This window comes from Prochlorococcus sp. G4PB17 (genome assembly GCF_059772445.1).
In genome coordinates, this window is record NZ_CM186288.1 from 1,438,141 (window position 1) to 1,462,663 (window position 24,523).

Sequence of the window (24,523 nt, forward strand, 5' to 3'; positions counted from 1 at the left end):
GATTATTTTGTGATTGTATTATATGACGAAATTCGTTCGTTTTTAATAGAGATAATCGTTGATTAAATTGATTAAAAATCTTGTGAGATTTATTTTTAAATTAGATTATATCCAACATTTAGTCTGCATCTAGAATCCTGGGGTAATTAATATTAACTAGTTAGTAGGTAGTGTCGCCAAGTACATCACCTCAAGTAAATATGGTATGTTCCAGAAAATGCTTTAAAAAGATTTAGATATTTATTTTGGATTATCACCAAAAAGTTTCTATCTTTGAGTATTCTCCTGAACTGGCAAGGCAGTTTGAAGATAAAAGGAATCTTCCACACACTGTTCATTCTTTGACTTGGAGATCATCAAAAAAGGTTTGGTGGAGATGTTATGCCCTAGTTAATGGAGTTGTTCAACCTGATCACACATGGGAAACATCTCCTGGATCAAGAACACAAAAAAGAAATTTAGAAGATAGAACTTTTACTAAATGTCCTTTCTGTTTGGGATTAAGAGCTAGTGCAAGTTATAACCTTGCAATTACTCATCCAGAGTTGGTTAAAGAGTGGCATCCAACTAAAAATGGAGATTTAAAACCAACTGATTTAACAAGAGGATCTATCACTCCAGTTTGGTGGCAGTGTTTAAAAAATCCAAAACATTTTTGGAAAAAGTCACCAAATCAAAGAACCTCTTTTAAAAAGAAGGATGGATCCCCAAGAAGAAGTGGATGTATTTATTGTCCTGAAGCAGGAGGCGGTCGAAAAGCCTCTGAAGATTATTCTTTGGCTACAGAATTTCCACATTTAATTAAAGAGTGGCATCCAACCAAGAATGGTGACAAAAACCCCAATCAATTTTTGCCTAATAGTAATGAGATTATTTTTTGGAGATGCCTTAGTGGATTAAACCATCCTGATTATGAATTAGCTATTGATCAGAGATCAAAAGGAGTAGGATGTAAGAAATGTGCAAAGATTATAAAACCAAGTTCTAAAGCAGAGTCTTGTGTTGCATTTGAGTTGTCAACAATTTTGAATATTGATATTGATGATCACACTCTTGAAATAGATAATTTACTTTATGATGTAGATATAATTGTCAGAGATAAGAAATTAGTTATTGAATATGATGGTTCTTTTTTTCATAAAGGGCAGAAAAGAAAGGATAGAGATATTGAGAAAAATAAAAGATTAGAAAAAGGAGGATATTTTGTTTTCAGAGTAAGAGAGCATCCTCTCCCTTCCATCTCTAAACATGATTTAATTGGCATTAAATCTAATAAATATTATGAGACGGCAAAGTTGATTGTCCAAGCATTAGGAAAACTTGGATTCATCCCTAATGAAGAGGTTAAGAAGTATGCAGCAGAGGGGAAATTACGAAAAAGGTTTGAATTAGAGGAGTATGTGAGAAAAGGAAACTTAGCTGTTACAGGTGGGAAAGCTCCGGTCCCTGGAAGAGGAAAGTCATTACCAGAGAAGGCAATTAAGGTTGAAAAGGTGATGAAGTTTGTAGATGAATACAAAAAAATATATGGGAAATATCCTGGCATGTTTAGTAAATCTGTCCCATCTATGGGTGAAGAATCATTTAGAAATATTGATGCTGCTCTAAGACTTGGACATAGATCTTTGCCTAAAATTGGAGGATTACCTAAATTGATACAACAAAAAAGGAAGCATTTCAATTGGGCTAATGGCAAAGATAAATCTTCGATTTCTCAAGACGACATTATTGACTTGATGATAATTTTCTATGAAAATTCTGATCCAAAAAGATTTCCCACTTATGCTGATAAAGATGTTGAAGGATTAGAAGGAGAAAAGTGGTCTAATTTAAATGCTTCATTATCAAGGGGTGGAAGAGGCCTAGACAAAGGTTGGTCATTAAAAAAATTGGAACCTTTGGCTATGAAAAAAATGAGAATGTGATTATTTTTTGAGTGAGTGTGATTATTATGTGATTATTTTCTATTATCTCTCCTCTAGTAGGCGTAAGGGTTTAGAAAGATGTTGTATATCAGAAAAGTGGATGTTGTATATAAATGCCGACTACACAACATAGGTAGTGTGATTCCCTAATAACTCAATTATTGCAACTGATTTGCTGATGTATTTATTCACTATTTTAGCATATGCGACTATTATGTGATTCTTATACAAGACGCAATTCTCTTTCTATTGATATAACTTAGCGTATTTATCCGAAAGATTAGATAGGTGGATTAATTTGCAAAATTAGAATTAGTTGATTTGATTAGAATTTCAATTAAATAGTAGTAGTTAATCTTAGATACGAAGAAGGGAAAATATAATTATGCTATTGTCTGAAAAAATAGTTTTTAGATGGCACTAATAACATGTTATGAATGCGGTAAAGAGATTTCTAACAAGGCTACATCTTGTCCTAATTGTGGAGCTCCTCAACAAGTACAGTCTCAAAAAATATCGATAATTAAAAGATCATTCCTCTCACTTGGCAATGATTTTAAACCTCTTTCAAAATTTAAAAGTCTATTTTGGAAAAATAAGAATACTTTCACGAGATCTATTCTTTTGATGAGTATTCCCTGTTTCATTTTTGTAGGCATTCGTTTTCAACAAGCAAATGGAAATATTAGTGCTTTTGTATGGCGTTTTTTCAATGAAGATTTTATTAATACACGATGCTCCTCTGATGGGATTTGGACAAGAAGGGCTCCAGGGGTTACTCCTAGACGATGTAGGTCTCTCCTTTATAAATTAGGCAAACAATCCGAAGATATTACATTAGTTATTCATAAATACTGTAAGAATTATGTAGGCCATCCTTGGTCCTCTGTTAATCCATATGAAAAATGTGTTGTGAGATGGAAATCGAATGATCAAAAAAGACGAGAAAATTTGGCACGATCCAATAACTATTCTTGTCCTCCTGGCAAAAGACTTTATCAAAACAGAGCATTTTTTGGATTAATTAAGGGAAAAAATCTTTGCCTTACAGACTATGAAGCTCAATCTTTGAAATTACAACAACAACGCAATTTTGAAGAGTCGTTGAGAAATGCGCAAAAACAATATGCTCCTACTCCTCTTCCTCAATCATCACAACCAACTATGTGTTTTAAAAGTTTTAATGCGAGTCCATCTGGATTTGGAGGATTATCTGGTACATCTACAGAAAATTGTTTTTAAAAATTAGTAATTTTTTTCATAAGTATTCAATCAATGACTAATAATTCAGACTTAATTTATATCTCTTATTTAGTAGGGGGGTGTACTCAAATACACCCCCTCTTTCATGAGTTTTGTAAGTATTAGAAAAAGGAGTGTGATTATTTTGTGAGTGAGTGTGATTATTATGTGATTATTTTTTTCTTTATAATCCCAGTAGTAGACATATGTAGTGAATCAGAAAAGGGGATGTAGTGAATAAATGCCGATTACACAACGTAATACAAAAATTAAGTTATAGCAGTCAATTTAAAGAACATAGAGAGTAGGAGTAACACTAAGGTAACAGTTTTATAAGACGTATTATCTTTCTATTTGAAGTGGGGGTATGGGGGACTCTCGATCCTCGCTCTATACGTAAAACGCCTTCAAACATTTTTGTCAAAATTTGAGTAGCTATTAGACAACTGTTTCTATTAGAAGCTAAAAAAGAAGTTCACTATGTTTTTTAGCTCTTGTCGATATCAGTAACTTCTCCTTGTCCTGAGACCACTATTGAGGAACTAGGGATTAAAAGCTGGCCAATCTGGACTTGTGAAGCAAGCTCTTTTGATTGGACTTATGACGATAAAGAGACTTGTTTGTTGCTTGAGGGTGAAGTCACAGTTACTCCTGACGAAGGAGAACCTGTGAAGTTTGGAGCAGGTGACTTAGTTGTCTTCTTAGCGGGAATGGACTGTAGATGGGATCTTCATAAGGCAGTCCGAAAGCATTATCAATTTGGTGGTTAAAAGTGATCGACCTCAAAAAGTATCGATTTATACGCATATGCTAAAAATGTTCATAGTGAACTTTTCTTGTTTCAACTAAGTAGCAATTATGTATCGCAATGTACATTTTTTATTTTGCTGCGAACTCGTATTGGAAGGTTAGGAATAGCGCTACTTGCTGTTCCTGCTATTCAGCTCATAAGCGCTGCATTTTTTCCTGCACATGCAACTGAATCTAATTTCTCAGCTGCAGACAATACTTTGATTTTGACATCATCGGCATTGGTTTTGTTGATGACACCAGGCTTAGCTTTTTTTTACGGAGGCTTTACTCAAGCTAAAAATGTGCTCAACACAATGGCAATGAGCTTTGTCATGATGGGAATAGCTACTCTTGTGTGGACATCAGTAGGTTTTAGTCTAGCCTTCTCGGATGGAGGAGCCTCTAATGCTTTTATAGGTAATCCATTAACGTATGCATTTTTTGAAAATCTTCCAAGCAATTGGGATGGTCTTCAGATACCAGGACTGAGTTTTGCACTCTTTCAAGGTATGTTCGCCATAATTACTCCGGCTTTGATTTCAGGAGCATTAGTAGAAAGAATTAGTTTTCGTTTTTGGTGTTTATTCACGCCTATATGGATTTTATTTGTTTATGCACCTCTTGCTCACATGGTTTGGGGCGGCGGTTTGCTTGGCAAAGATTTAGATTTTGCTGGAGGAACGGTTGTTCACATCAGTTCAGGAGTATCGGCTTTAGTACTCGCAGGATTAATAGGTTCGCGTAGTAATTGGCCTAAAGGTATCAAGCCTCCCCACGATATTACTCAGATTCTTATAGGAACAGGTTTATTGTGGTTTGGCTGGTTTGGCTTTAATGGGGGAAGCCAACTAAGTGTTGGCGGTGCAGAACTTCCTTTTACTACAACTCATGTTTCAGCAGCAGCTGGATTGGTAGCTTGGGCGTTGATTGAAACATTTAGAGATGGGAAAGCAACTGCGGTAGGCATGGCTACTGGAGCTGTTGCGGGCTTGGTAGGTATCACGCCAGCAGCTGGCTTCGTAAGTCCAGCTAGTGGAATGTTGATTGGTGCTATTACATCTTCTTTATGCTACATCTCAGTTCAGGTTAAAATTAAATTATCTTTTGACGACTCATTAGATACCTTCGCTGTTCACGGTGTAGGTGGAACAGTGGGGGCGATACTTACGGGATTTTTTGCAAAAGCAGAATTAATTTCATCTCATCCTGCTGGATTAGTTCTTGCAGAGCAAGGTCGTATTGGATTGGTTTTAGGACAATTTCAAGCAGTTTTAATTGCATATGGAATTGCCGCATTTGGAACTTTGATAATCGCTCTTTTATTGAAATTACTTGGCTGTGATTATAGAGTTGAAAAAGCAGAAGAAGATGCTGGCTTAGATATTTCTGAGCATGGTGAAGAGGCTTATGTGGAGAGAATTGGTTCTCCTAATGCCATATAGATTTCAAAATCCCGGATCTTCTCATTCCATGATTTGACTGAAATCTTGTTTCTGTTGATCACTAAAAACCGCCTTGTTTATAACTGGGCGGTTTTTTGTTGCCTAACCATAATGAACTCTGAATTCCTCATAAGACAAAACAGTCTTAACCTCGACTGCTTTGTCTTACTACACTCTTTATTTTTCATCTCTCTGAGAGTTAAAAATTAAATGAACAACATTCCTATGTATGTCTTGAGTCGAGTTATCCTTTTTTGTGTTGTAGGTTTGGTTATTAGGCAGATGCTGGTTGTCTCTGGGATTCTTTGAGCTTTTTAAATATTTATTCCATACTGACCAGCAATACCCTCTAGGTCATCCAACGAAAGATCAGAGAAATAACTGCAAATACATTGAAAGGCGTGAAAGCTTTCTAGCTTTCCTCTCCCTGTGTAGATTTCTCTAGCAATTTTTTGTGCGAGCTGTTCTTTTGTCATTTGATCAAGCAGCCTCGGGACACCATCCAATCTTTCTCTCTAGTCGCTGCATCCAACACTGACACTTTGAAGTCAAATGATCTCCATGAGGAATTAGACGTTGATGGAGATGACAAGTAAGAATCGTTCTGCAATGCCTGTCGCAGCAATAATTGAAATGTTGACATGTCATGCAAACGCTAGCTGAACGTGTGTGTTTAAGAGTGTCTTCTTCGAGATAGTCCCACTCCTCTGCTGGGTTGTAACGCTTCTGGGGTAGAACTTTTTGGGTGCGATACGAAGACATTGCCTTAATCCAATAGGTTCTGCTACCACTGAATTCCAATCTGATGCACGAAAAACGGCATAGGGTGAGGACGTTGGAGCCATGTGTTTATAGCAGTACATCTGTACTAGCAATGGTAAGGAGGTGTTGTCAAGTATTAATTAATTGTTTTTCAATAGATTCAGCCATTAAACATAAGATCTTTTTTGGTGAGGATTTGTTGTTTTGACTTGATTTGAAGAGAGCCATCTCTAATCCATTCTAGTGCAATGAGTTTGGGAGATCGATGTTATAATATACCGCTTTCATACCAGTAAAAGCAGTTGTACTGCATGAATTCATTTTCTCAATAGATGCAGAAAATAATTTTTTAAATTCATACTAAAATCATAACCTTAGATTAAAGTATAATATGAAAATGATTATCATTTCTATATAAATGAAGTATCAGGTATTTGTGTTGTGACATCTTCGAAAACCCCTGTTATATCTTGTGATATACAAAAAAAGTTAAAAAGCAAAGCGAATCAGACCAGTGATCATTCCTTTGAGAAGGAATGTCTTCTTGATGTTATTAGAGCGCTGGATGGTTCAACTGCGGAAACTTTTGATAAATCAAGAACCATATTTTTCCCTGGAGATTCTGCAAATAAGATTTTCTTAATCCGAAAGGGTGCTGTTCGACTCTCAAGAGTGTATGAATCAGGGGAACAAAATACAGTTGCTGTGTTAAAAGAAAATTCTCTGTTCGGTGTTCTATCTTTTCTTAATGGGTATCAAGCAGATCGAAAATATCACGCTGTTGCACTGACTTCTGTTGTGTTAGAAACTGCTCCTGCCATTTCAGTGAAAAAAGCGATTAATGATAATACAAAGATTGGATTTCTTTTGCTTCAGAGTTTGTCAAATCGTATTTTACAGACGGAAACCGTTATTGAGTCATTAACTCATAAAGATATTTATTCTAAACTCGTTAATTTTCTTTGTATTTTGTGTGACGATTTTGGAGTAGTAGGGATACAAGGTATAACTATTGATCTACATCTCACACATCAAGATATTGCTGATGCTATTGGATCTACACGAGTTACTATTACTCGTATTATTGGCGAACTCAAAAAATTAGGATTGTTAACTATCGATCGAAAAAAAATTGTTATTTTTGATTCCTCATTATTATTAAAATATTTTCAATTAAATTAATTGACTATAATTTGTAGATCATTTTAGTTGTCTATAGAAAGTGATTCAAAAATAATTTAGTGATCTTATGAGATTAAATATGAATAACATTCTCTTTTTATATACCACCTTTATACCGGTGAACCACTTATGACTGGTTTTTCAGCAGATGAATGGCAAATATACCACTAAAATACCACTAACTATATCCTTATTATCGCTTGATATGACTGGGTTTTATGGTTTATATTTGTATCCATGCCGATTATACAACGTAATCTGAGACTGCTTGCTATAAAAGGGATTTAGGGCTGCTTGAATTAGACGCTACCGCAATGCTACTACTTAATACGCACATAGTTGGAGCTGTTTAGAGGGATAGATATGTTTTCTCTCTAGATAACTAAAGATTAGCGGCGTATGGTGGTAAATGAGTGACGGTTCTATGAATAATGAGAGTGCAGAAATTTTTCTTAGATTCTGTTGAATTTAATCATGCAACTTTTTCCTCTTCTTCGTTAATTACTTCAACGACTTCTGGACTGAATGAAGAAAGTGCATCATCATCATCGTCGTCATGTTTTAGCTCTACTGATTGCTCTTTGATTTCATTAATTGGCTGGACTACATTTAATAGTGGCTCATTTTTCTTTGATAGAGTCTCTTCGACAGGGCTTGTCTCTCTTTCTTTAGGAGAAAGAGAGGTACTGATTAAGATCCCTATGAGATTTTTTAGAGAGAATAACAATTTTTTGCAAATATCAAATAAATTGCTCAGTTCTTCTTTGATTACCTCTTGAGAATCTTTTTTTATAAAGTAAGTTGTGACAGTCCATCCAGTAAGCATTATTAAAAATAAACCGATCGATATGGTAATAAGATTTAGCATTATTAAAAGATAGTGTGCACTAGTTATATCGATTCTTTGTAGGTATTTCAAGTTAGAGAAAATTTCTTAAAGCCGAAAAAAATTATTTTAGATGTTTTAGCTTCAATAGTTGTTACACACTATTTTCGTCGGCATTCATTAGCTGGCTTTATATACATATATACGATATATATGTTTAGTAGAAGATATCAAAGATGCCTGTCATTACTTATCTGAAGAGTAAGCAAAAGAAAATTCAATCCAAATATCATCGAGTTACCAAACGATTTGAGTCGCAATACGAGTTAATTCATCGGAAGCTAGTATCAAGGTTTCATAGAGAACAAACTGAAACAGAGCTCATTCGCTACAAAATTAATAATTTAATAACTCAATCTAAAGAATCTATCGAAAGCAAAATTAATTCAACAAAATTTATACCTGACTTTTCAAGAACGTCTACTATAAATAATGATATATTTTATCCAGACATTATAGATTGGTTTCAGGGTAGATTTTCGGGACAAACAATAAGAATAATTGTAAGAGAAGGCAAAATAATTGAGAAGATTTTTGTGTCTCCTAAAGGCAATAAAATTTCTGTAAAGAGAAGTAAGTTAGAGTTGCGGATTAGATCAATACCGACTATTCAAATTAAGTTGAGGTTACGGATGAGTTTAATGCCGATAATACAACGTAACCTGAGATTAATTGATATAAAACGAATTTGAGACTGATTGTTTTAGGTGCTACCGGAATATTACCACCTAATACTCACATAGTTGGATTGGTTTAGGTGGATTGATATGCTTTCTCTCTAGATAGCTAAAGACTAGCGGCGTATGGGGGTTAATGAATTGTGGTTGTATGAATAATGAGAGTAAAGAAATTTGTGCTGGAAATTTAGGTGGTTAACCAAAACCAGTCATTTCAGAAAAGAGGGTTTTGTTCTCAGTTGATTCTGCAAAGCCTAGAAGTAATTCATATCTAGTTTCGGTTCCGTTATTTAAATTACCTAACCAATAATTATATCCCTCTTGGTCATAATCTCTGCCAAGAACATTGACGTAGAGAGTTTCAACGTATTTAGCATTTGTGACATTCGATCCATAGCGTTCAGCAAATTCATCGGATACAAGAAATGATTGTGCAACTGCACGATCATCGTTCTCTCCAGAAGTATATTTCTCAATCCAATACTTCAAACCATCAGTGTCAGGAAGTCGTTTAAATGCAGCGTTATAGAGACGGAACATTTTTGCATCATCAGTATTTAATCCTGTGACTTGATCAAAGGTCCCTTTGATATCAACAATGGCACTGATATCTCTAAATGAACTTGTTGCTGCTTCCCCTGCAAAGGTCAATAGTGGAAGACCTGTGATGTCGTCATAACCAGAGTCAGTTTTTATTTTATAGACACCATTACCTTTGTTGTAGAACTTGTAGTCACTAAAATTTCCGCTATAAGTTTTTACAATATCGACTTTGGATTCTTCGACGGTTTGATCTTCGAACTGAATATATTCAATATTTGAAAGAGTATCAGTTCCTTCCTTAGTACCTGTTCTTTGGTCATTTATCTCTAAAGTGGTTGAAGTTCGTGTGAAAGAATAATCAGAAAATTTTCCACTATAAGCAACTGTATCGGTTCCTGCCCCTCCATCAATGAGTTCATTATTTGAACTACTAGTGAGTGAGTCATCACCTGCAGTTGACGATTTTATATTGCTACCCATTAAAGGATGATTTTGACATTGGTAGAAAATTTCTACTGGTGTCTCACTGTTTAAAGTGATTTCGGTATATGCACCCGTTGAACCAGCGACGCCAACTTCAGAAATGTTTGTTTGATAAGAATTTATTCTATTTGCATCAGTAAAAAACAAGATTCGATGATTGGTGTTACTGCTATTCGATTGATCGAATCTATACACAATGTTTTGTCTAAGAATCAATGAAGGGGATTCTTCTCCATCAATAAAATATCCTTTGGATGATCCTTGACCAAAATATGGGTGAGATGAACTTTTAGCTTGTACGGTTACAAGCTTAGTTTCGACATTGGAATTACTACTATCTGATTGACTAGAATTGGAGGATGAAGAATGTTGATGATAATAATTCGACATGATATTTTTGGAACTAAATCAATCGATTTAAAAGACAGATTAAAATCTTAGATAAATTACCTCTTCAGCGTGAACCTAGCTTGACTCAATCCACCTCAAACTTTCCTCTGCTGGCTTGATCTTTCTACCTTTACCAAGGATCTCGTAGACTCATCAGCTCTGTAACTTTAAAGCTTGAGGGTTAATTGATTGTGTAGAACGGGATTGTTTTGCTTCTTTTTCAACGTTGACTTTCTTCTTTTTCTTGAGCCATGTTTCTCAAGGATATTATTAGCGATGTCAAAGAAACCTGGTTTATTTCTTATCTCTTTTAGCTTTGCTCGTGCTGTCTTTGTACTAATAATTGGATCTACAATAGGGAATGGATAATTTTTTCCAAGAACGAATGATGAATCATTTTGACGCAATAGATCAATTTCCCATGGTGCATGGATGAATTTGCTTGGAAGGTATTGTAATTCTTTTACCCAAGTTCGAATAAATATTCCCTCTGGGTCATGATCATATCCTTGTTTAATTGGGTTATAAATTCTCATCGTATTAATCGATGTCGTACCCGATTGCATTTGGCATTGTGTCCAGTGAATTCCTGGCTCGTAGTCAATAAATTTGCGTGCTAGGCATAAGCCACTCTCTTGCCATGGAAGCCATAGTTGGTAGCTAGCAAATGACATAAGCATTGCTCTCATTCGAAAATTAATCCACCCATGACTATTTAGGGATCTCATGCATGCATCTATAAAAGGTATTCCAGTTAGACCTTGACTCCATGCTTTTAAAAATTTTTGATTTGACTGCCTGATACCACTCATGTATGGATGGTACTCACGATTTTCTAATTCAGGCTCTGATTCAAGCTTTTGAATAAAATGGCAATGCCAATGTAATCTTGAATCAATTGCTGTGGATCCTCTTTTCTTAGTTTTTCTAATTGTCTGGACTACCTCTCTAATTGATAGACAACCCCAAGTCAAGTAAGGCGATAAGCGAGAACATCCATTAAATGCTTTTAAAGGACTTGATAGAGAATATTGATAATTATCTATTTTGTATTTCAGAAACTCATGCAGTTTATGAAGTCCTTGACTTCTTCCTCCTTGAAGTCGATGACTACATATATCTAAATTTAACTTTAGACTTTTAGATGAGGGTAAATTATGACTTGAAATATCAATAAAGTAATTTACTCTTCTGGGACCATTAATGAGTTCCTGTGACATTTGTTGTTCCCACTTTTGAGACCAATTCTTACGTGTTTTGCGACCTCTAAAAACACCAAATTGTCTGTATTCATACCAATTTATGTTTTTATTTTTTGTAAAACGCCTTAGATCTTGATCACGTTGAAATGTCCATTCATTGCCGGTTTCTTCATGACTATAAATACCTTTAACATGAAATCTTTCCGTAAACTCTTTAATTACATCTTGAATATTCCCAACTCTTATAATTAATTTCAAACCAATATCATTTAATGAGTTGTTTAAATCAATTAAACATTCCCGCACAAATTCCCATTGTCTCGAAGAGTGATCAGGAAGTTTCCAGAGATCTGGCTCAACAACAAAGATTGGTATTACATTCCCAGTTTTTAGAGCTTCATTAAGTGCTTCATTATCGTATGTTCTTAAGTCTTTTTTAAACCAAACTAAATTTATCGTCTCCACTCTCTGAGGTAAAACAAAATTATGAACACAAAGTTCAAAACAATTTTATCTAAAAGTTGATTTAGTCGTGAGTGATTAGGAATAAAAAAGCTTTCGTTTGAATGTTCTTTTCATATTGATTTAACAAGTAATAACCACGGTGCTTTTTTAGATTGAATAAAGTTAATAAATGGATATCAGTCATCGACTAATCATTGCATGGGCTGCTCTGAGAGTAACTTACCTCGATAAGTTACATAGGTATGAAGATAGCTATGCAGTTAGCCAAGAATTTTGTGAGTGGACAACATCATTCAATGTTTACCCTGAAGGACTTCAAGCTGCAACACTTCAAGTTCCAACCTTTAATAAGGAAAACCGTACTGGTTAATCAGCTCATTAGCTAAATTACTTAGCCAAAATATTAAACACGTTGTGTAGGTAAGTCAATCGCCTACATGTGCTCAAAAAGGTTTTGCAAAGCGCCTTTTTGACACTCAACTAGAGCAAGGGGAATTGTTCTGCATAGCAATTTCCCTCTCTCACTAAGCAGTTAATCAGATTTATTTCAATGAGCTATTACAACGCTTCTCCAAACTTTTCGCATGCACCTAATAAACATAATGTTGCACTGAGCGAGAAGTCTCTGCATGAAATACAAATGCAGCTCATGAATAAACAAGATCTGAGGCTTAGATATATACAACTGATGAGTGATGCACAAAAAATACTTGGAAGAGAAGAAGCGATTGACTTGATCAAAGAATCAGAAGTTATCTGGGAAAAACTTAGTGCGTAAATAGTTTTCGTTGTTTAACTCTTGTTTTCCCAATAACTCTTTGCAGAGTCAATCATTTTTACTATCTCGCTATCAGGACAACCAGTTTGATCTTGCAGCAGTTTGCATTGAGAATTGATATCTCTCCAGATTTCTCTGATCTCTACAAATTGTTCATCAGTGAATTGAAAGTGACTCATGTTTCTTGGTTTCTTTGTCTATCAATAGATGAGAGGCATGCTAAAACCAGTAACTCATATTTTATAAGTTACTTTTATTAGGACTTGTTTATTTATAAATAGTTTCTATTCCTATCAGCTTTAAGAAGTTAACCGAACATCGAAACCTCACAGTTGGTAATAAGGTGATAGATCATATATGAAATTATAATCCTGATTATGAAAAGATTCATTCCTTATATTCTTTTTTCGGCAACTACTCTACACACAGTTATTGGTGTTTCACCAGTGATGGCAATGGGTTGTGGCTCATACTCTGATAAAGCTGAAGTTGTCTGTGAAGCAGGGGATACTGATTGTGAAGAGAAAATTTCTGCTTCTTCAATCAACTAAAACAATGTCAAAGCATATTCCAGAATTTTATGAGTCAATTTTAGAAGCTTCCGAACGAGGTGAATTTTGGGGGATAAGTACAGAACAAAGCCATTGGACTCAACTAGAAATTGACCTTGATTCTTTTGTAAAAAGTTAGTAGCTGTTGCTCTTTCGATCTGAGAATTAAAAACATCCCATAAATCTAGGACTTCCCTTGTTAGTTTGATCTTTGTCTCTCTTCTATTGTGTAAGCCAACGATTGATAATGTTTGATGGTGTGCCAAGTATTTTTAATTTTCTCTTTGTGAGTGGGAATGGAAATTCTTTTTTTCTCATAGATAAGATTTTATTCCTTCCCTCAACATCCTTATAAATTAAATTCCAACTTGCACAACACTTGCCTGATTGAGGAGGGGATTGCCAAAAACTAATTACATCTTTTTTATTTATCACCTGTTTGTTCATAACATTCAAATAAGTTGGGTGAAAATCAACCCAACATTTTTCTTTTGGTTGTTGATCGTCAAATTCGTCATTAGTTCTTTGTATATTTCTTTCGTTGTTGACGGGACATTCAAAAGTGATTCTCTCAATACCTTTGAAGCCTCCATCAAAGTCGCTAATCCCTTTTACAGGCTTAGCTTTAGCGATGATGGGCTGAAAGAACCAAAAACATACAATAATTAAGTGGAGTTTTTTCATTAAAAAAAGCCTGACTCAAGTCAGCCCATAAGATTTTGAATAGTGAATCGATATTAGTTATTTGGATTTTTCTATGGCAACTAACAATCCTCCAATTAAAGATAGGTTTCGTGCGACTGCTGCAAGTTGAAATGGTATCAAATGAAAAATTATTGTGGCTGGCACCAAGAAAATCAAAAGTAGTGAACAAGCGAGTTTGACCCGTTCTGTGAAGATCAATAAGACACTACCACCAAGAAGTAAAGCTATTGCACCTACCATGATTATCATTGAAACTGGCTCGGGAAACCCTCTGTTTGTTATGTATTCAGCTTGAGCAGCAAAGTTTGTTATTTTGCCTGGTATTGCATTTATAAAAATTGCACTCAGCAACAATCGCCCAAGAAAGTTCAAAGAATAAAATCTTGTTAAATCCATAATCGTTTAGTAGCGAATACTACATAAATAACTTAAGAAACAATTTTTGACCACTAAACAAAATTAGTAGACGGTCACTAGATAATCTAGAAAGTATAATTCAGGAATTTGGCTTCCTAGGAATGTCTAATATGGCACTTAGATAGTTGACGATTGTGAACTTAATTTGATCCAATCCACTTCAAACTTTCTTCTGCTGGCTTGATCTTTCTGCCTTTGCCAAGTATCTCAGTGGATTCATCAGCTCTGTAATGGAAGTAATGCTCTTGCTACCCAATCAGGTAGACCATTGTTCTTAATGATGAAGAGATAGAGGAATCCTAAGATTGCGATTTGGATGAAAACGGCAATGAAGAGATTTATTCGCAATTCTCCATTAAGAATTTTGTAGCATCGTCATCCCCAAGATCAGCTGCTTTTCTCCAGTCTTTGCACGCACCTTTCATATCTTCAATTTCTTTTTTTACATTGGCACGATTAAAAAATGCATCTGAATCTTTTGGGTTGATTTTTAGAACTTGTGAATAGTCTTGAATTGCACCATTAAAATCTCCCTTTTTAAACTTGGCAATACCTCTATTGAAATATCCATCGGCATATAAAGGATCAAAATCTAATGCCTTATTTTGATCAGAGATTGCGCCATCAAAATCACCTAAATTACGTTTTGCATTTCCACGCATTGAGTAGACAAGACAAATCTCACTTGGTGAAAGTTCTAATGCTTTGTTGTAATCGAGTATTGCTTCTTCATAATCTGCAAGTTCAAATTTATCTTGTGCTCTATTGAAAAAATATTCATAATTTCTTGCTTTTGTATGTAGCTCATTCTTATCTTTTAAAGCAATCATTAATCCTGCACCGAAAACTACAGCACTAGATCCAACAACCAAATCCTTATTAACTTTTAGCAGTGATAAACCAGCAGTAGTGGCAGCACCAATTCCTAAAGCAATCACTGTATTGCGGAGTTTCATATTTTATTCATGCTCCATTCACATTGACTTGAATACCTTTCATAGATACGTGCAAAACCTTTTTCAACTAGGTGTTCTTGAATATTCATAGGACCTTTCGATAATTCAGCGACTGTTCTTCCATATCGATCTTCGGTGATACGGCGTATTGTGACTGTTGACCCAGCAACTAAATCGTTGAGATAATCTCTTGCTGCTTTGGCAGGGATTGGGTCAGCTTTTTTCACTCTTAACTCAGGAGTATCAATACAAGCAAGTCTGATCTTTTCTCCTGTTGTAGTTGTACAAGTATCCCCGTCGTAGCAGTTTTGTATGGTGACCGTTGGCAGATCTGAAACGCTTGGATAAGTAGTAAGTGTCTTGAAGAGCGCAAGCATCGCTAAAATAAAGACAATAAATAATGCTAAGAAAAATCCAACAAGGAGATTCCTAATAAATCGCTGTTCAGAGTTCAGCTTTTTTATTGGCATTTTTATTTAGCCTTTTTTTCTTTTTCATGAGCTCTAGTAGGTTTTATGCCTGCAGTAAAGGCAGCTTGGTGGCTTTCTCCTGATTGTAATAAAATCAATCAATGGACAAAGAGAATTAACAAAGAGATCAAAGCCGGAGTAGTGATGCTTCAAACTGTTAGTCAACAGATAGTGGATTTGTAGTTTGTCATAATAAAGGGAAAATATTAATTCTCACGAATTAGAAAGAGAAAAAATCCTCTATTTGTCTTTCGTTAACCTGTAAAATATTATTATTTTTGGAACTATTATTAGATGATACTAAGGAATCAATATAACTAATCTTTTTTACTTTAGTTTGAGATTGATTTGATGATTTTATTTTAGCCATTGATAATAAAGATTTTGTCGATTGATTTTCTGTCTTGAGTTTGACGTGACTAGTGTTCATTCCTTGATATGATTTTTGGATAGATTGGATCCTTAAAATACTTGATCCTCCTATGGCTACAATAGCCAAACTACCAATTCCCCAAAATCTCGAAGGGGATAAAAAATTTAGTTTTTTCATATTTGGCTTTTCTGATTTTTTGTGATTCACTATTGTTTTTTCCAGAGTTAATGCATCTTCTGGCTTTTCTTTAACTAATTCAAAATGTGAATTATCGTCTACTTTTTCAATAAATTGATTTGTTTGATTGTCTAGGATTTTGTGAAAGAAATAACCCAGTAAGGCGATGATACTTAATAGAAAGAGTATCAATATCGCATCTGTAGGAATTGAAATTGTACTAGTATCGGTCAACTGAAGCTTAGTGATTCCAGGGGACATGAAAAATCTATAACTCTGTGTATTAAAACTACATCTAAAAAACATAGCTAGACTTCTTTACTTATCTATTTAATTTTAATGCGTATTAATACTTTCTAAATAACTTGAAAGTGTGAGCTTGTCTACTCTTTAAGAGGCTAGATATAATTTTAGATAGTTATAGATGTAGTAGTAGTTATTTAATTTTTAGAAAAAACAAAAGGTTAATGTATCTCCTGACCACAGTACTCACATTTAGAAAACTGTTGATGAATTTCAATTTTGGAATTTGCGCCACAGAAACGGCACTGTACAATTTTTGTCTGAATAAGTGAATTCGCTTCATTATGAGCATCATCATATGACTGGTGATTTTCAACTTTAAGGAAAATATATAAATCTCCTCTTTTTCTTGATGATGGATGTTACCGCCTCCTTGTATTCTTAGTTTTGTGCCCGTCTCGACTTTAAAAGTTGCTGTCCTAGGAATTTTAATTTTTGATGTATCTTTGTATTAACTAAATCCATCTGTGTAGGGATAAGAAATTGTCACTTCGGCTCCTTCTTCAGCTTGTGATTTTGATATCAAAAGATCGCATCTTAAGTCGTCGCCTTTTTTTGTGAGTGTCTAATCCTTTTTCCACACCACGTTAGGAAGGCTCCTCAAACTAAAAATAATATTCCTATTTCCAACATAAGCAGATTACATATGAATTTTTAGGATTATATAACTTAATCTGAGATAGCTTGGTATAAATAGGATTTTGGACTCCTTGATTTAGCTGATCAGCCTTTTTTCACATTACTTACATTTGATTGCCAGCATCACTTAACCTCATCAACTTTTTTTATTCTCATCAGTAAAGGTTTCGATTCTTCTTTCATTAACAGCATCTATATTTAAGTCTTCGATCATTTCATAACCGAAGAACTCCAGTAATTCCTTTTGATTTTTAAAACATTTATCACTCCATTCATAATTTCTGTTTCCTTTTGAATTCTCATACTCATAGCACTCATAAAAATAATCAGTTCTATATCGCTCTAATAATGTAAACTCCTTTTGCTCTTTCTCATGGAGTTTGTAGTAAATACTCCAGCCAATTTTTAAGACTGGCATTTGTCTATGTCCTCAATTTTTTTATTCCACTCCTGAAAAGTTGAACTGCAATCAGGTTTAGGCTTTTCTCTGATACCTTTAAGTTTTTTCCATCTGGTGTAAAGAACACCAAGTAACCAACTATCAGTTAACGACTTGGTGGCATGCTTCAATAGGTTCTCTTGCTTTTTATTGAACTTCGCTGAATCAAGAACTTCTTGTTTCCAATCTATTTTGTTAGTCATTGATTTTTGCCCTTCACATGTAAAAGGTTTCTTCATAGCGATAAGCAATATCCTTGTATTCATCAAGGATCGATTTCATCTAAGTAGGAATTGTCATCGTGACTAGACGAACACTTTTTATAGAAAAGACAACCTCTTTGTTTCCTTCATCGATGAAATGCGGAGTAAGACTCATTCTGCTAACTAGTCATTTCATCAATACCTTCCTATTGACTACTCTGCAAAAGGGATTTCTTGATTTTGCGACCTTATCTACATCCTCAAATTTATCTACATGAACTATTTCTTTGATGACCATCCCTCCAACGAAACAAGAAACTTCAACTTTCACTGTTGACCTCCTTCTGGTTGGTGATAAAGAGTTCATCTTTAATTGATATGTTTATGAAAACCTATTTACCTTCTTCAAGCAATAGAGTCTTAAATTAATAATTATGTTTCATAGATTATTTTTTGGAAATTTTTGCTTGATAAAAAAATGAGTGAACTCTTACTAAATTGTGATCGGTTTTTGTGTACAAAATCTTTCCAATACGTTTATAAGAATTGTAATAACTTGAACTTAGCTGTTGATTTTGTTTCTCTGAAGGCCAATAACAATTCTTTCGATATATTTTATGCTCTAATTAGAGAAGATAAATTTATTTTGTTTTTTTAAGCTTTTATCTTAGATCTTCACTTAATCTAATTCTGGGAAAAGCATATTGATATAAGCCATTATTATCACAACTAATGGAGGCATATTTGTCTTATCTTCTTTTGTGACTCGCTTTATTTCTGATAAGAACCCCTTAGCCTCTTGTTCGCTAATTTGGTATTCTGGGTTCTTTTCTACTTGGTCAACGAGGGATTGGATTTGATTAGCAGAATCCATTAACTAAAGCATTATTCTTTACTAATAAAACAAATGAGATATTGGACTACAAGAATAGAGCATGAAAACTTATCATCTCTTTACGTTAGGGGTATAGCTTCATATATTTTGCTCAAAAATATGACGAGTTATCTGATAACTATTAATATTATGTAAATCAACCTTAGTAGGATAAACGCCTCTAATTTTTAGTTTAATTTTGTAATATGACACATGATTGTTGTTGACTCAATTTAAGCAGCAATTTTATCGTTATATAATAACTTAGCAATATCAATATCTACAGCATCACCTTCTTCTTTCCGCTTTATAAATTTATCAAAGTCAATAACATTATTTTTTTTTCTTTCCAACTCATTATTTTTGTTTAAATAATCAAGCGAGACTAGAAATACAGGAATAGTACAGAACGGAATAACTAAAAAGTAGAACTCGACAGGCATTTGAATTTATCAAGATAAACTAAGCTTCACTTAGTTAAGAACTTTTCGCAATAGAGGTTTAGCTAATTTGCGCCTTTCCATATACGTTTTTTATTCAAATTAGCTTTCTCCATGTTTACTTGATTATATCTACTCAACATTTTATGCAACGTGATCCTCAATCTGACCATACCGATATCTCATCAAATCTATTACTTGATCTTTGGTACTCCAATTTTTAATGCGATCCTTAATGCAAAGTAGTTGTGATTCAGTTAGTTCAAGACGCGCTTTTTCAAGATTTGTCATTAGTTAAATGCTCGTAATAGTGATGATGATTATTTGTAAGCAGAGTAAACAACAAAGGGTAACCATGAAGCCTCACAAATTATGTTTGGATGAATTAATTTTTACATGCGAATAAGGCTTGTCAATTCTCTTTAGGAAGTCATGAATAACGACTTTTATAAGATTATGTATTTAATAAATTTCTTTGGTTGTGCATTTCTGATTCATTCGAACTAATTATGACTCAATTTTAAAGTGCTTAGAGCTCTTGTTATGGAGTACTCTTATTATGCAACACGTTGATCTTTTTCTTCTTCTAATACTTCTTTGACTTTAGAATACTTCCTTCCAATCTTATATTGTCTATGGAATAGATTTAATTGGTTAGTGTTATCCTTCGTAATCTTAGTTTCTATTTCTGCTACTGGTTTGGTTATTTGACTCCATATAAAAAGCATTGCAAGTGCAGATACTAGTAATGGTAGATACGCTTTAATTAAACTAACGACTACTAAGGTGCTAATAAAACAAAAAGAAAAGATAGTCCAATGAGGAATGCTATGATCTATTTTCTTTTTCTTTTTCTTTTTTGAATTTGAAGAAGTAATGATTGGTAAATCAGTAGTCATTAGTTATTGAGCTGTTGTTGTATTTGCTTAGAGGATGTAGTGATTGTGTGAATGGTTGTGATAAGAAAACCTTTGTATAATCAATTTTATTTTCTATATCTTCTGCTAAAAGATTTGGGCCGCTTAAAATCTGCGGTCCCTTTTGATACCGGAGATATTGCTTGAGATAATGACACAGAGATTCTATCTTCACTAGATGATTTTTAACAAATAGAATCAAGCTTGTAAATGTTTTTGGACGAATCGTCTAAGTATTTAGGAACTTTGTTTGTTTTCATATATGTTTAATGACATTCTAATATATCTATTTGTTTAGTTAATTTCGCATTGGAGTTCTGCAAGAGCTTCATTTGGAAGATCAAGGAAGGTATCCAAAATTATGTTTCCAGTTTTAGGAATTTTGGCAATACCAACTAATTTGGCTCTACCATTTCCCTGGAGAGCTAAACCCTGTCCTTCTTGTAGCTTACCTTGCACTTTTCCTGTCTGAAGTGAGGTTTTAACAAACAATGCGGGAAATTTAATTATATCTCCAATGCTAAATAAGAACTTTGATTCAAATTTAAATAATATTTCGCCAGAATTTTTATCAATACTTCCTTCTAGCTTATTCATAGATATATCTATTTTTAGACCAGGAGGTAGTGGAAGAGACAAAAATTTTGTTGTTTTATAAGTTAGGGGGGGAATAGAAAATGTTTTAGATGAAAAGCTCAAATAAAGGGTATTCAGTTTTTTACTCGGAAGTAATTTTCCTTTACCTCCTCCTCCATAGGCATTGTATGTAAAAGGTGGATATGAACCAATTTTTAATTGACATCCATCTAAACTTTTTAGTTGCATACGGCAATCAATAATTTGTGGTCAATAATTTCAAAGATATGAATTATTTCAACCAAGGAAATCATATACAATTTTATTCATTATTAAAGTAAGAGTAATAAAAGAGTGTCTAGCCATCGATTTAATCTTACTTAAACAGATAGATAGATATGAGGAAAGTTTACTACAAAAAGTTTTTAGGAATATTTATGTGATTTTGACGATGACAGTTAGTCTTTTTTATACTTATCTTTATTGATATGATTTGTGTTAAAGTTGAAGTCTATCATTATGTTCATTTGGCCATTGGACTTATGACTAGTTACTGAGTAATTTATAATGATGTAATAAAATCATTTATTTATGTCCTCAAACTTAACTCCAGATTGGTCCTCAGAATTTGAACACTATAAGAAATTATCTAGAGAAGTAGTTACGAATGAAGATAGAATAAATTTTTTTAATCAGCATCAGAAAGCGTTTTACCTTGATAGCTTTTCTTCAAGTTGGGCAAATATGATGGCTGCATATGAAGAGAAAGAGAGTTTAACTTCCGATCAATTAAATCAACTTGAAGAGATGCAATGGCAGGAAATGCCTGAATCTTTAAAACTATTTGCTTATGATTTTTGTATTAAGAATGGATTTTGTTTTACTGGAACCTCTAATTAAATTGATAAATCTTAAAAGGCAATCAGAATTTTTAAATCATTGTTTTTGTAATTGCGCTATTTATATTAGTATCTATTACTGTGATGCTTATCTTTAATCTAAATAATATTGTTTATTAGAAATGTAGATTTTCGTTTTTTGTTTATCGATTTAATTAGATATATCAAAGACTTAGAGATTGTAATTATTATTATTCGCTTGATTTATCTTTTTTTTATCTTTTAATCTTTCTCTATTGGAAAGCCATGATTTAAAGCTTTCATCTTCTACTTTCTCTCTCCATTCTTTAGAAGATATAGGTAGTTTTGTTTTTTTCTTTTGTATTCTTATTTTCTTAAATGTTAAAAATAAATTTACATAAGCAGCGATGACTAGTAGAAAAAGCAAAATAGTATTGATTGTCATTTCTGCCTAAATTTCTTAGTTACTTAAGGAAAGGATAATATACTGCATGAAAGAAGTATATCAATTAACAAGTGTTAGTTTTTCATTAGCCTAAACCAGCCATTTTTGAGAAGAGGCCTTTGTTCTCGATTGATTCTGAAAAGCCTAAAAGTACTTCATATCTAATTTCTAAACCACTGTTTAAGTTACCCAACCAATAGGACAAACCACCGCTATCTACCTCTCGATCTAAAACATTTTTATAAAGAGTATTAACATAAGTTGAATCAGATACATTATCCCCGTAACGCTCTTTAAATTCAGCGGAAGCTAAAAATGATGATGCAACTGCTCGTTCGTCGTCTTTACCAGAACTAAAATTACTAATCCAATAACTCAAGCCAACTGGATCAGGTAGACGTTTAAAAGAAGCATTATAAAGACGAAACATTTTTCCAGAGTCTTGATGAAAACAGTTTCTTGATTTTCTAGGTATAGTATTCTTATCAATAGTTACTTTATAACTACTAATAGTGGCAAATCTTTTCTTTGAAAAGTTAGTTTAAATTTTTTTCTTATGAATAAAATTCTACAAGAATCCTTCAGGATCATGATTATTATATTATTTTTTATTTGTTTCTTAAATGCACCAACGTTAGAAGCAATTGACTTGGATTTAGCGGCAGCACAAGATGCAGTAGGTAAGAGATTTGCAAGTAAATTTTGTGAAGCGAAAGAAAAGGGCTTCTCTTCCGACTCTTCAAGTGAGTTTGCGTTAAATAATACTTATCTGAAATTTGTTGCTTTTCCAGATGATGAGAAATTTATAGAAGATCTTTGGAAATTTACTATAAAAATAATAAGAAAAGAGTGTGGTGATTATATCACTGCTTATGAGGAAACTAATTTAAAAAATTTCTTTGAAGAGGAAGGAAATATTGCGAGGAATCGTGATTTATATTTACCTCAATAATGAATAATTTTTATGATTTTATAGTTATAGGTGCTGGTATCTCTGCATGCACTTTTGTATCATCCTTGCATAAAAGATATTCTGATGCTTCTATATTATTAGTTGAACAAGGACGCAGACTTGGTGGAAGATCTACAACGAGAAAATCTAGAAAAAATATAATTCTTGAATTCGATCATGGGTTACCATCAATTAGCTTTGGTAAAACCATTTCAACAGATTTATCATCATTAATAACTCCATTAATAAAGTCAAACAAACTTTTAGATATTACAAAAGATATTTTATTTCTTAATGAATTTGGTGAGATGAAGTATCTATCTACTAATGAGAGGATTTATAGAGGATTTCCTTTTATGATAAATTTCTGTGAGGAAATAATTAAACAAGCTTTAAATTCAAAGAAAATTCATTTTTTATTTGACACTGTTGCTAAATCAATTACTCGTAAAAACAATTTATGGGAGATAAAAGTTAATAATGAAATGCTAGTACAATCAAAAAATCTTGTGCTATCTAGCTCTTTAATAGTACATCCTAGATGCTTAGAAATTATGAAGATAGATTCTCTACCCCTACGTGAAGCCTTAGATAAAGGTAAAGATAAGATCCTGGATTTGGTAATAAGTAAAGTTAGTCAACAAGATTATATGCAGAGGAGAAATTTTATTTTATATATTAAGAACTCTTCAGAGGTTGAAAATTTTGCATATAATTATTTACAAATATGCTTTTCACAAGTAATAAGAAATAATTTTTCTTTTGAAAGAATTGTTTTTCAAAAACAACGTGATGGATCTTTGATTTTAGTTTTACACTGTTATTATGAAAAAAAACACTTTAATAGTAACTTAGAATATATCTTAAAGTCTTTAAATATTATTTTCGCTAATCATCAAAAGTTTTTAGAATTATTTTTACAAGCAAGGTTAATTGAGCAAATGCACTGGAGAGCGTCTCAACCTATTAATAATTTATTACCTGTTGAACTCCAGTGGTCTTCCAACAGTAATCTTGGCTTTTGTGGTGATTGGTTTGATATGAATGGTCGTGGTGGGGTGGAGGGAGCAATGAATAGTTCAATTAGATTGGCTAAATTAGTTATGTGAATTTCTACTTTTTTTAATCTATTATAACTAATTATATATTTTAGTTATTTTCAATTTATGACTCATGTGTTATCGGGAATACTCATAGTGAATTTATCATTAATTTAGGTTGTATAAATCAGAACTAATTTCTCTATATATTTATTAAGTCTTTTACGAGCATTAGTATTTTGTTCGTTTCTATTGACTAGTCTTAATAATTTACTATCTTGATTCTATAGTTTGATTGTAACTTGAAAGAATGTATGTTCCGAGTACATATAGGTTTAAAGAAATACGTATCTTTGATATACACACTTTAACTGAGGCAGTAAGAATGATTGTTATTAACGGTATATTAGCTTTTAT

34 protein-coding genes are annotated in these 24,523 nt (G+C 33.3%); 13 read left to right on the forward strand and 21 right to left on the reverse strand.

Features of this window, described 5'->3' with window-relative positions; genetic code table 11:
* Positions 1-245 precede the first annotated feature (245 nt).
* From AC6EJB_RS08180 to AC6EJB_RS08195, 4 genes are all read left to right on the forward strand, one after another.
* Positions 246-1,925, forward strand: a complete 1,680-nt coding sequence (locus AC6EJB_RS08180) for a zinc-ribbon domain-containing protein (RefSeq protein ID WP_498490860.1) — start codon at positions 246-248, stop codon at positions 1,923-1,925.
* A 414-nt stretch (positions 1,926-2,339) separates the two neighbouring features.
* Entirely contained in the window at positions 2,340-3,167 is an 828-nt protein-coding gene (locus tag AC6EJB_RS08185) for a hypothetical protein (protein ID WP_498490861.1), read from the forward strand.
* Between the two features lie 494 nt (positions 3,168-3,661).
* Positions 3,662-3,937 carry a cupin domain-containing protein gene (locus tag AC6EJB_RS08190; protein ID WP_498490862.1) on the forward strand — a complete coding sequence of 92 codons (276 nt, stop codon included), beginning with the start codon at positions 3,662-3,664 and terminating at the stop codon, positions 3,935-3,937.
* Between the two features lie 114 nt (positions 3,938-4,051).
* The gene (locus AC6EJB_RS08195) at positions 4,052-5,401 is read left to right on the forward strand and encodes an ammonium transporter (RefSeq protein WP_498490863.1); all 1,350 of its coding nucleotides are present in this window, start codon (positions 4,052-4,054) and stop codon (positions 5,399-5,401) included.
* A 314-nt stretch (positions 5,402-5,715) separates the two neighbouring features.
* Here AC6EJB_RS08195 and AC6EJB_RS08200 read toward each other — a convergent pair whose 3' ends face one another.
* Together AC6EJB_RS08200 and AC6EJB_RS08205 are read right to left on the reverse strand one after the other, a co-directional pair.
* Complete coding sequence (locus AC6EJB_RS08200; protein ID WP_498490865.1) at positions 5,716-5,877, reverse strand: hypothetical protein; 162 nt, start codon at positions 5,875-5,877, stop codon at positions 5,716-5,718.
* 4 nt (positions 5,878-5,881) lie between these two features.
* A complete protein-coding gene (locus AC6EJB_RS08205; RefSeq protein ID WP_498490866.1) occupies positions 5,882-6,163 on the reverse strand; it encodes a galactose oxidase in 282 nt (93 codons plus the stop codon).
* Positions 6,164-6,640: 477 nt separating this feature from the next.
* Here AC6EJB_RS08205 and ntcA point away from each other — a divergent pair, with 477 nt between their 5' ends.
* Positions 6,641-7,345 (forward strand): global nitrogen regulator NtcA, encoded by a 705-nt coding sequence (gene ntcA / locus AC6EJB_RS08210; RefSeq protein WP_498493000.1) that lies wholly within the window; start codon positions 6,641-6,643, stop codon positions 7,343-7,345.
* Positions 7,346-7,817: 472 nt separating this feature from the next.
* Here the strand turns inward: ntcA and AC6EJB_RS08215 are convergent, their stop codons facing one another.
* From AC6EJB_RS08215 to AC6EJB_RS08225, 3 genes are all read right to left on the reverse strand, one after another.
* The gene (locus AC6EJB_RS08215) at positions 7,818-8,171 is read right to left on the reverse strand and encodes a hypothetical protein (RefSeq protein ID WP_498490868.1); all 354 of its coding nucleotides are present in this window, start codon (positions 8,169-8,171) and stop codon (positions 7,818-7,820) included.
* A 932-nt stretch (positions 8,172-9,103) separates the two neighbouring features.
* On the reverse strand, positions 9,104-10,324 hold the full coding sequence (locus tag AC6EJB_RS08220) for a DUF4214 domain-containing protein (protein WP_498490869.1): 1,221 nt from the start codon (positions 10,322-10,324) through the stop codon (positions 9,104-9,106).
* Positions 10,325-10,491: 167 nt separating this feature from the next.
* The gene (locus AC6EJB_RS08225; protein ID WP_498490870.1) at positions 10,492-11,991 is read right to left on the reverse strand and encodes an FAD-binding domain-containing protein; all 1,500 of its coding nucleotides are present in this window, start codon (positions 11,989-11,991) and stop codon (positions 10,492-10,494) included.
* Positions 11,992-12,160: 169 nt separating this feature from the next.
* Between AC6EJB_RS08225 and AC6EJB_RS08230 the strand changes: the two genes are divergently transcribed.
* Together AC6EJB_RS08230 and AC6EJB_RS08235 are read left to right on the forward strand one after the other, a co-directional pair.
* Entirely contained in the window at positions 12,161-12,361 is a 201-nt protein-coding gene (locus AC6EJB_RS08230) for a DUF8673 family protein (RefSeq protein ID WP_498490871.1), read from the forward strand.
* Between the two features lie 180 nt (positions 12,362-12,541).
* A complete protein-coding gene (locus AC6EJB_RS08235; RefSeq protein ID WP_498490873.1) occupies positions 12,542-12,769 on the forward strand; it encodes a hypothetical protein in 228 nt (75 codons plus the stop codon).
* A gap of 14 nt (positions 12,770-12,783) precedes the next feature.
* On the opposite strand, the gene AC6EJB_RS08240 is transcribed toward AC6EJB_RS08235, so the two are convergent.
* The gene (locus AC6EJB_RS08240) at positions 12,784-12,948 is read right to left on the reverse strand and encodes a hypothetical protein (RefSeq protein WP_498490874.1); all 165 of its coding nucleotides are present in this window, start codon (positions 12,946-12,948) and stop codon (positions 12,784-12,786) included.
* A gap of 198 nt (positions 12,949-13,146) precedes the next feature.
* On the opposite strand from AC6EJB_RS08240, the gene AC6EJB_RS08245 reads away from it, so the two are divergent.
* Together AC6EJB_RS08245 and AC6EJB_RS08250 are read left to right on the forward strand one after the other, a co-directional pair.
* The gene (locus AC6EJB_RS08245; RefSeq protein WP_498490876.1) at positions 13,147-13,320 is read left to right on the forward strand and encodes a hypothetical protein; all 174 of its coding nucleotides are present in this window, start codon (positions 13,147-13,149) and stop codon (positions 13,318-13,320) included.
* Positions 13,321-13,324: 4 nt separating this feature from the next.
* The gene (locus AC6EJB_RS08250) at positions 13,325-13,459 is read left to right on the forward strand and encodes a hypothetical protein (RefSeq protein WP_498490877.1); all 135 of its coding nucleotides are present in this window, start codon (positions 13,325-13,327) and stop codon (positions 13,457-13,459) included.
* 83 nt (positions 13,460-13,542) lie between these two features.
* Here AC6EJB_RS08250 and AC6EJB_RS08255 read toward each other — a convergent pair whose 3' ends face one another.
* The 4 genes from AC6EJB_RS08255 to AC6EJB_RS08270 form a co-directional block, all read right to left on the reverse strand.
* Complete coding sequence (locus tag AC6EJB_RS08255) at positions 13,543-14,004, reverse strand: hypothetical protein (RefSeq protein ID WP_498490878.1); 462 nt, start codon at positions 14,002-14,004, stop codon at positions 13,543-13,545.
* A 57-nt stretch (positions 14,005-14,061) separates the two neighbouring features.
* Positions 14,062-14,421, reverse strand: coding sequence for a DoxX family protein (locus AC6EJB_RS08260; RefSeq protein WP_498490880.1), 360 nt, complete (start codon positions 14,419-14,421; stop codon positions 14,062-14,064).
* 359 nt (positions 14,422-14,780) lie between these two features.
* On the reverse strand, positions 14,781-15,398 hold the full coding sequence (locus AC6EJB_RS08265) for a tetratricopeptide repeat protein (protein WP_498490881.1): 618 nt from the start codon (positions 15,396-15,398) through the stop codon (positions 14,781-14,783).
* Positions 15,395-15,868 (reverse strand): thermonuclease family protein, encoded by a 474-nt coding sequence (locus AC6EJB_RS08270; RefSeq protein WP_498490882.1) that lies wholly within the window; start codon positions 15,866-15,868, stop codon positions 15,395-15,397. The genes AC6EJB_RS08265 and AC6EJB_RS08270 overlap by 4 nt, the downstream gene beginning before the upstream one ends.
* A 45-nt stretch (positions 15,869-15,913) precedes the next feature.
* On the opposite strand from AC6EJB_RS08270, the gene AC6EJB_RS08275 reads away from it, so the two are divergent.
* Positions 15,914-16,051, forward strand: a complete 138-nt coding sequence (locus AC6EJB_RS08275; RefSeq protein ID WP_498490884.1) for a hypothetical protein — start codon at positions 15,914-15,916, stop codon at positions 16,049-16,051.
* A 37-nt stretch (positions 16,052-16,088) separates the two neighbouring features.
* On the opposite strand, the gene AC6EJB_RS08280 is transcribed toward AC6EJB_RS08275, so the two are convergent.
* From AC6EJB_RS08280 to AC6EJB_RS08320, 9 genes are all read right to left on the reverse strand, one after another.
* Positions 16,089-16,679 carry a hypothetical protein gene (locus AC6EJB_RS08280; protein ID WP_498490885.1) on the reverse strand — a complete coding sequence of 197 codons (591 nt, stop codon included), beginning with the start codon at positions 16,677-16,679 and terminating at the stop codon, positions 16,089-16,091.
* 817 nt (positions 16,680-17,496) lie between these two features.
* On the reverse strand, positions 17,497-17,778 hold the full coding sequence (locus tag AC6EJB_RS08285; RefSeq protein ID WP_498490886.1) for a hypothetical protein: 282 nt from the start codon (positions 17,776-17,778) through the stop codon (positions 17,497-17,499).
* Complete coding sequence (locus AC6EJB_RS08290) at positions 17,766-18,002, reverse strand: hypothetical protein (RefSeq protein WP_498490887.1); 237 nt, start codon at positions 18,000-18,002, stop codon at positions 17,766-17,768. Before AC6EJB_RS08290 ends, AC6EJB_RS08285 begins: the two co-directional genes overlap by 13 nt.
* A gap of 187 nt (positions 18,003-18,189) precedes the next feature.
* Positions 18,190-18,369, reverse strand: coding sequence for a hypothetical protein (locus AC6EJB_RS08295; protein ID WP_498490889.1), 180 nt, complete (start codon positions 18,367-18,369; stop codon positions 18,190-18,192).
* 312 nt (positions 18,370-18,681) lie between these two features.
* Positions 18,682-18,876, reverse strand: coding sequence for a hypothetical protein (locus AC6EJB_RS08300; RefSeq protein ID WP_498490891.1), 195 nt, complete (start codon positions 18,874-18,876; stop codon positions 18,682-18,684).
* A gap of 233 nt (positions 18,877-19,109) precedes the next feature.
* On the reverse strand, positions 19,110-19,319 hold the full coding sequence (locus tag AC6EJB_RS08305; protein ID WP_498490892.1) for a hypothetical protein: 210 nt from the start codon (positions 19,317-19,319) through the stop codon (positions 19,110-19,112).
* 141 nt (positions 19,320-19,460) lie between these two features.
* Positions 19,461-19,607, reverse strand: coding sequence for a hypothetical protein (locus AC6EJB_RS08310; protein ID WP_498490894.1), 147 nt, complete (start codon positions 19,605-19,607; stop codon positions 19,461-19,463).
* Positions 19,608-19,873: 266 nt separating this feature from the next.
* Positions 19,874-20,215: a hypothetical protein gene (locus AC6EJB_RS08315; RefSeq protein WP_498490896.1), complete on the reverse strand. Its 342-nt coding sequence runs from the start codon at positions 20,213-20,215 to the stop codon at positions 19,874-19,876.
* A gap of 312 nt (positions 20,216-20,527) precedes the next feature.
* Positions 20,528-21,058 carry a hypothetical protein gene (locus AC6EJB_RS08320; RefSeq protein WP_498490898.1) on the reverse strand — a complete coding sequence of 177 codons (531 nt, stop codon included), beginning with the start codon at positions 21,056-21,058 and terminating at the stop codon, positions 20,528-20,530.
* 342 nt (positions 21,059-21,400) lie between these two features.
* Here AC6EJB_RS08320 and AC6EJB_RS08325 point away from each other — a divergent pair, with 342 nt between their 5' ends.
* Positions 21,401-21,709, forward strand: coding sequence for a hypothetical protein (locus AC6EJB_RS08325; protein WP_498490899.1), 309 nt, complete (start codon positions 21,401-21,403; stop codon positions 21,707-21,709).
* Positions 21,710-21,880: 171 nt separating this feature from the next.
* Here the strand turns inward: AC6EJB_RS08325 and AC6EJB_RS08330 are convergent, their stop codons facing one another.
* Both AC6EJB_RS08330 and AC6EJB_RS08335 read right to left on the reverse strand, forming a co-directional pair.
* Positions 21,881-22,114 carry a hypothetical protein gene (locus AC6EJB_RS08330; protein WP_498490900.1) on the reverse strand — a complete coding sequence of 78 codons (234 nt, stop codon included), beginning with the start codon at positions 22,112-22,114 and terminating at the stop codon, positions 21,881-21,883.
* Between the two features lie 85 nt (positions 22,115-22,199).
* Positions 22,200-22,544: a DUF4214 domain-containing protein gene (locus tag AC6EJB_RS08335; protein ID WP_498490902.1), complete on the reverse strand. Its 345-nt coding sequence runs from the start codon at positions 22,542-22,544 to the stop codon at positions 22,200-22,202.
* A gap of 126 nt (positions 22,545-22,670) precedes the next feature.
* On the opposite strand from AC6EJB_RS08335, the gene AC6EJB_RS08340 reads away from it, so the two are divergent.
* Together AC6EJB_RS08340 and AC6EJB_RS08345 are read left to right on the forward strand one after the other, a co-directional pair.
* Positions 22,671-23,066, forward strand: coding sequence for a hypothetical protein (locus AC6EJB_RS08340; RefSeq protein WP_498490904.1), 396 nt, complete (start codon positions 22,671-22,673; stop codon positions 23,064-23,066).
* Complete coding sequence (locus AC6EJB_RS08345; RefSeq protein ID WP_498490906.1) at positions 23,066-24,175, forward strand: NAD(P)-binding protein; 1,110 nt, start codon at positions 23,066-23,068, stop codon at positions 24,173-24,175. The genes AC6EJB_RS08340 and AC6EJB_RS08345 overlap by 1 nt, the downstream gene beginning before the upstream one ends.
* Positions 24,176-24,523: the final 348 nt, after the last annotated feature.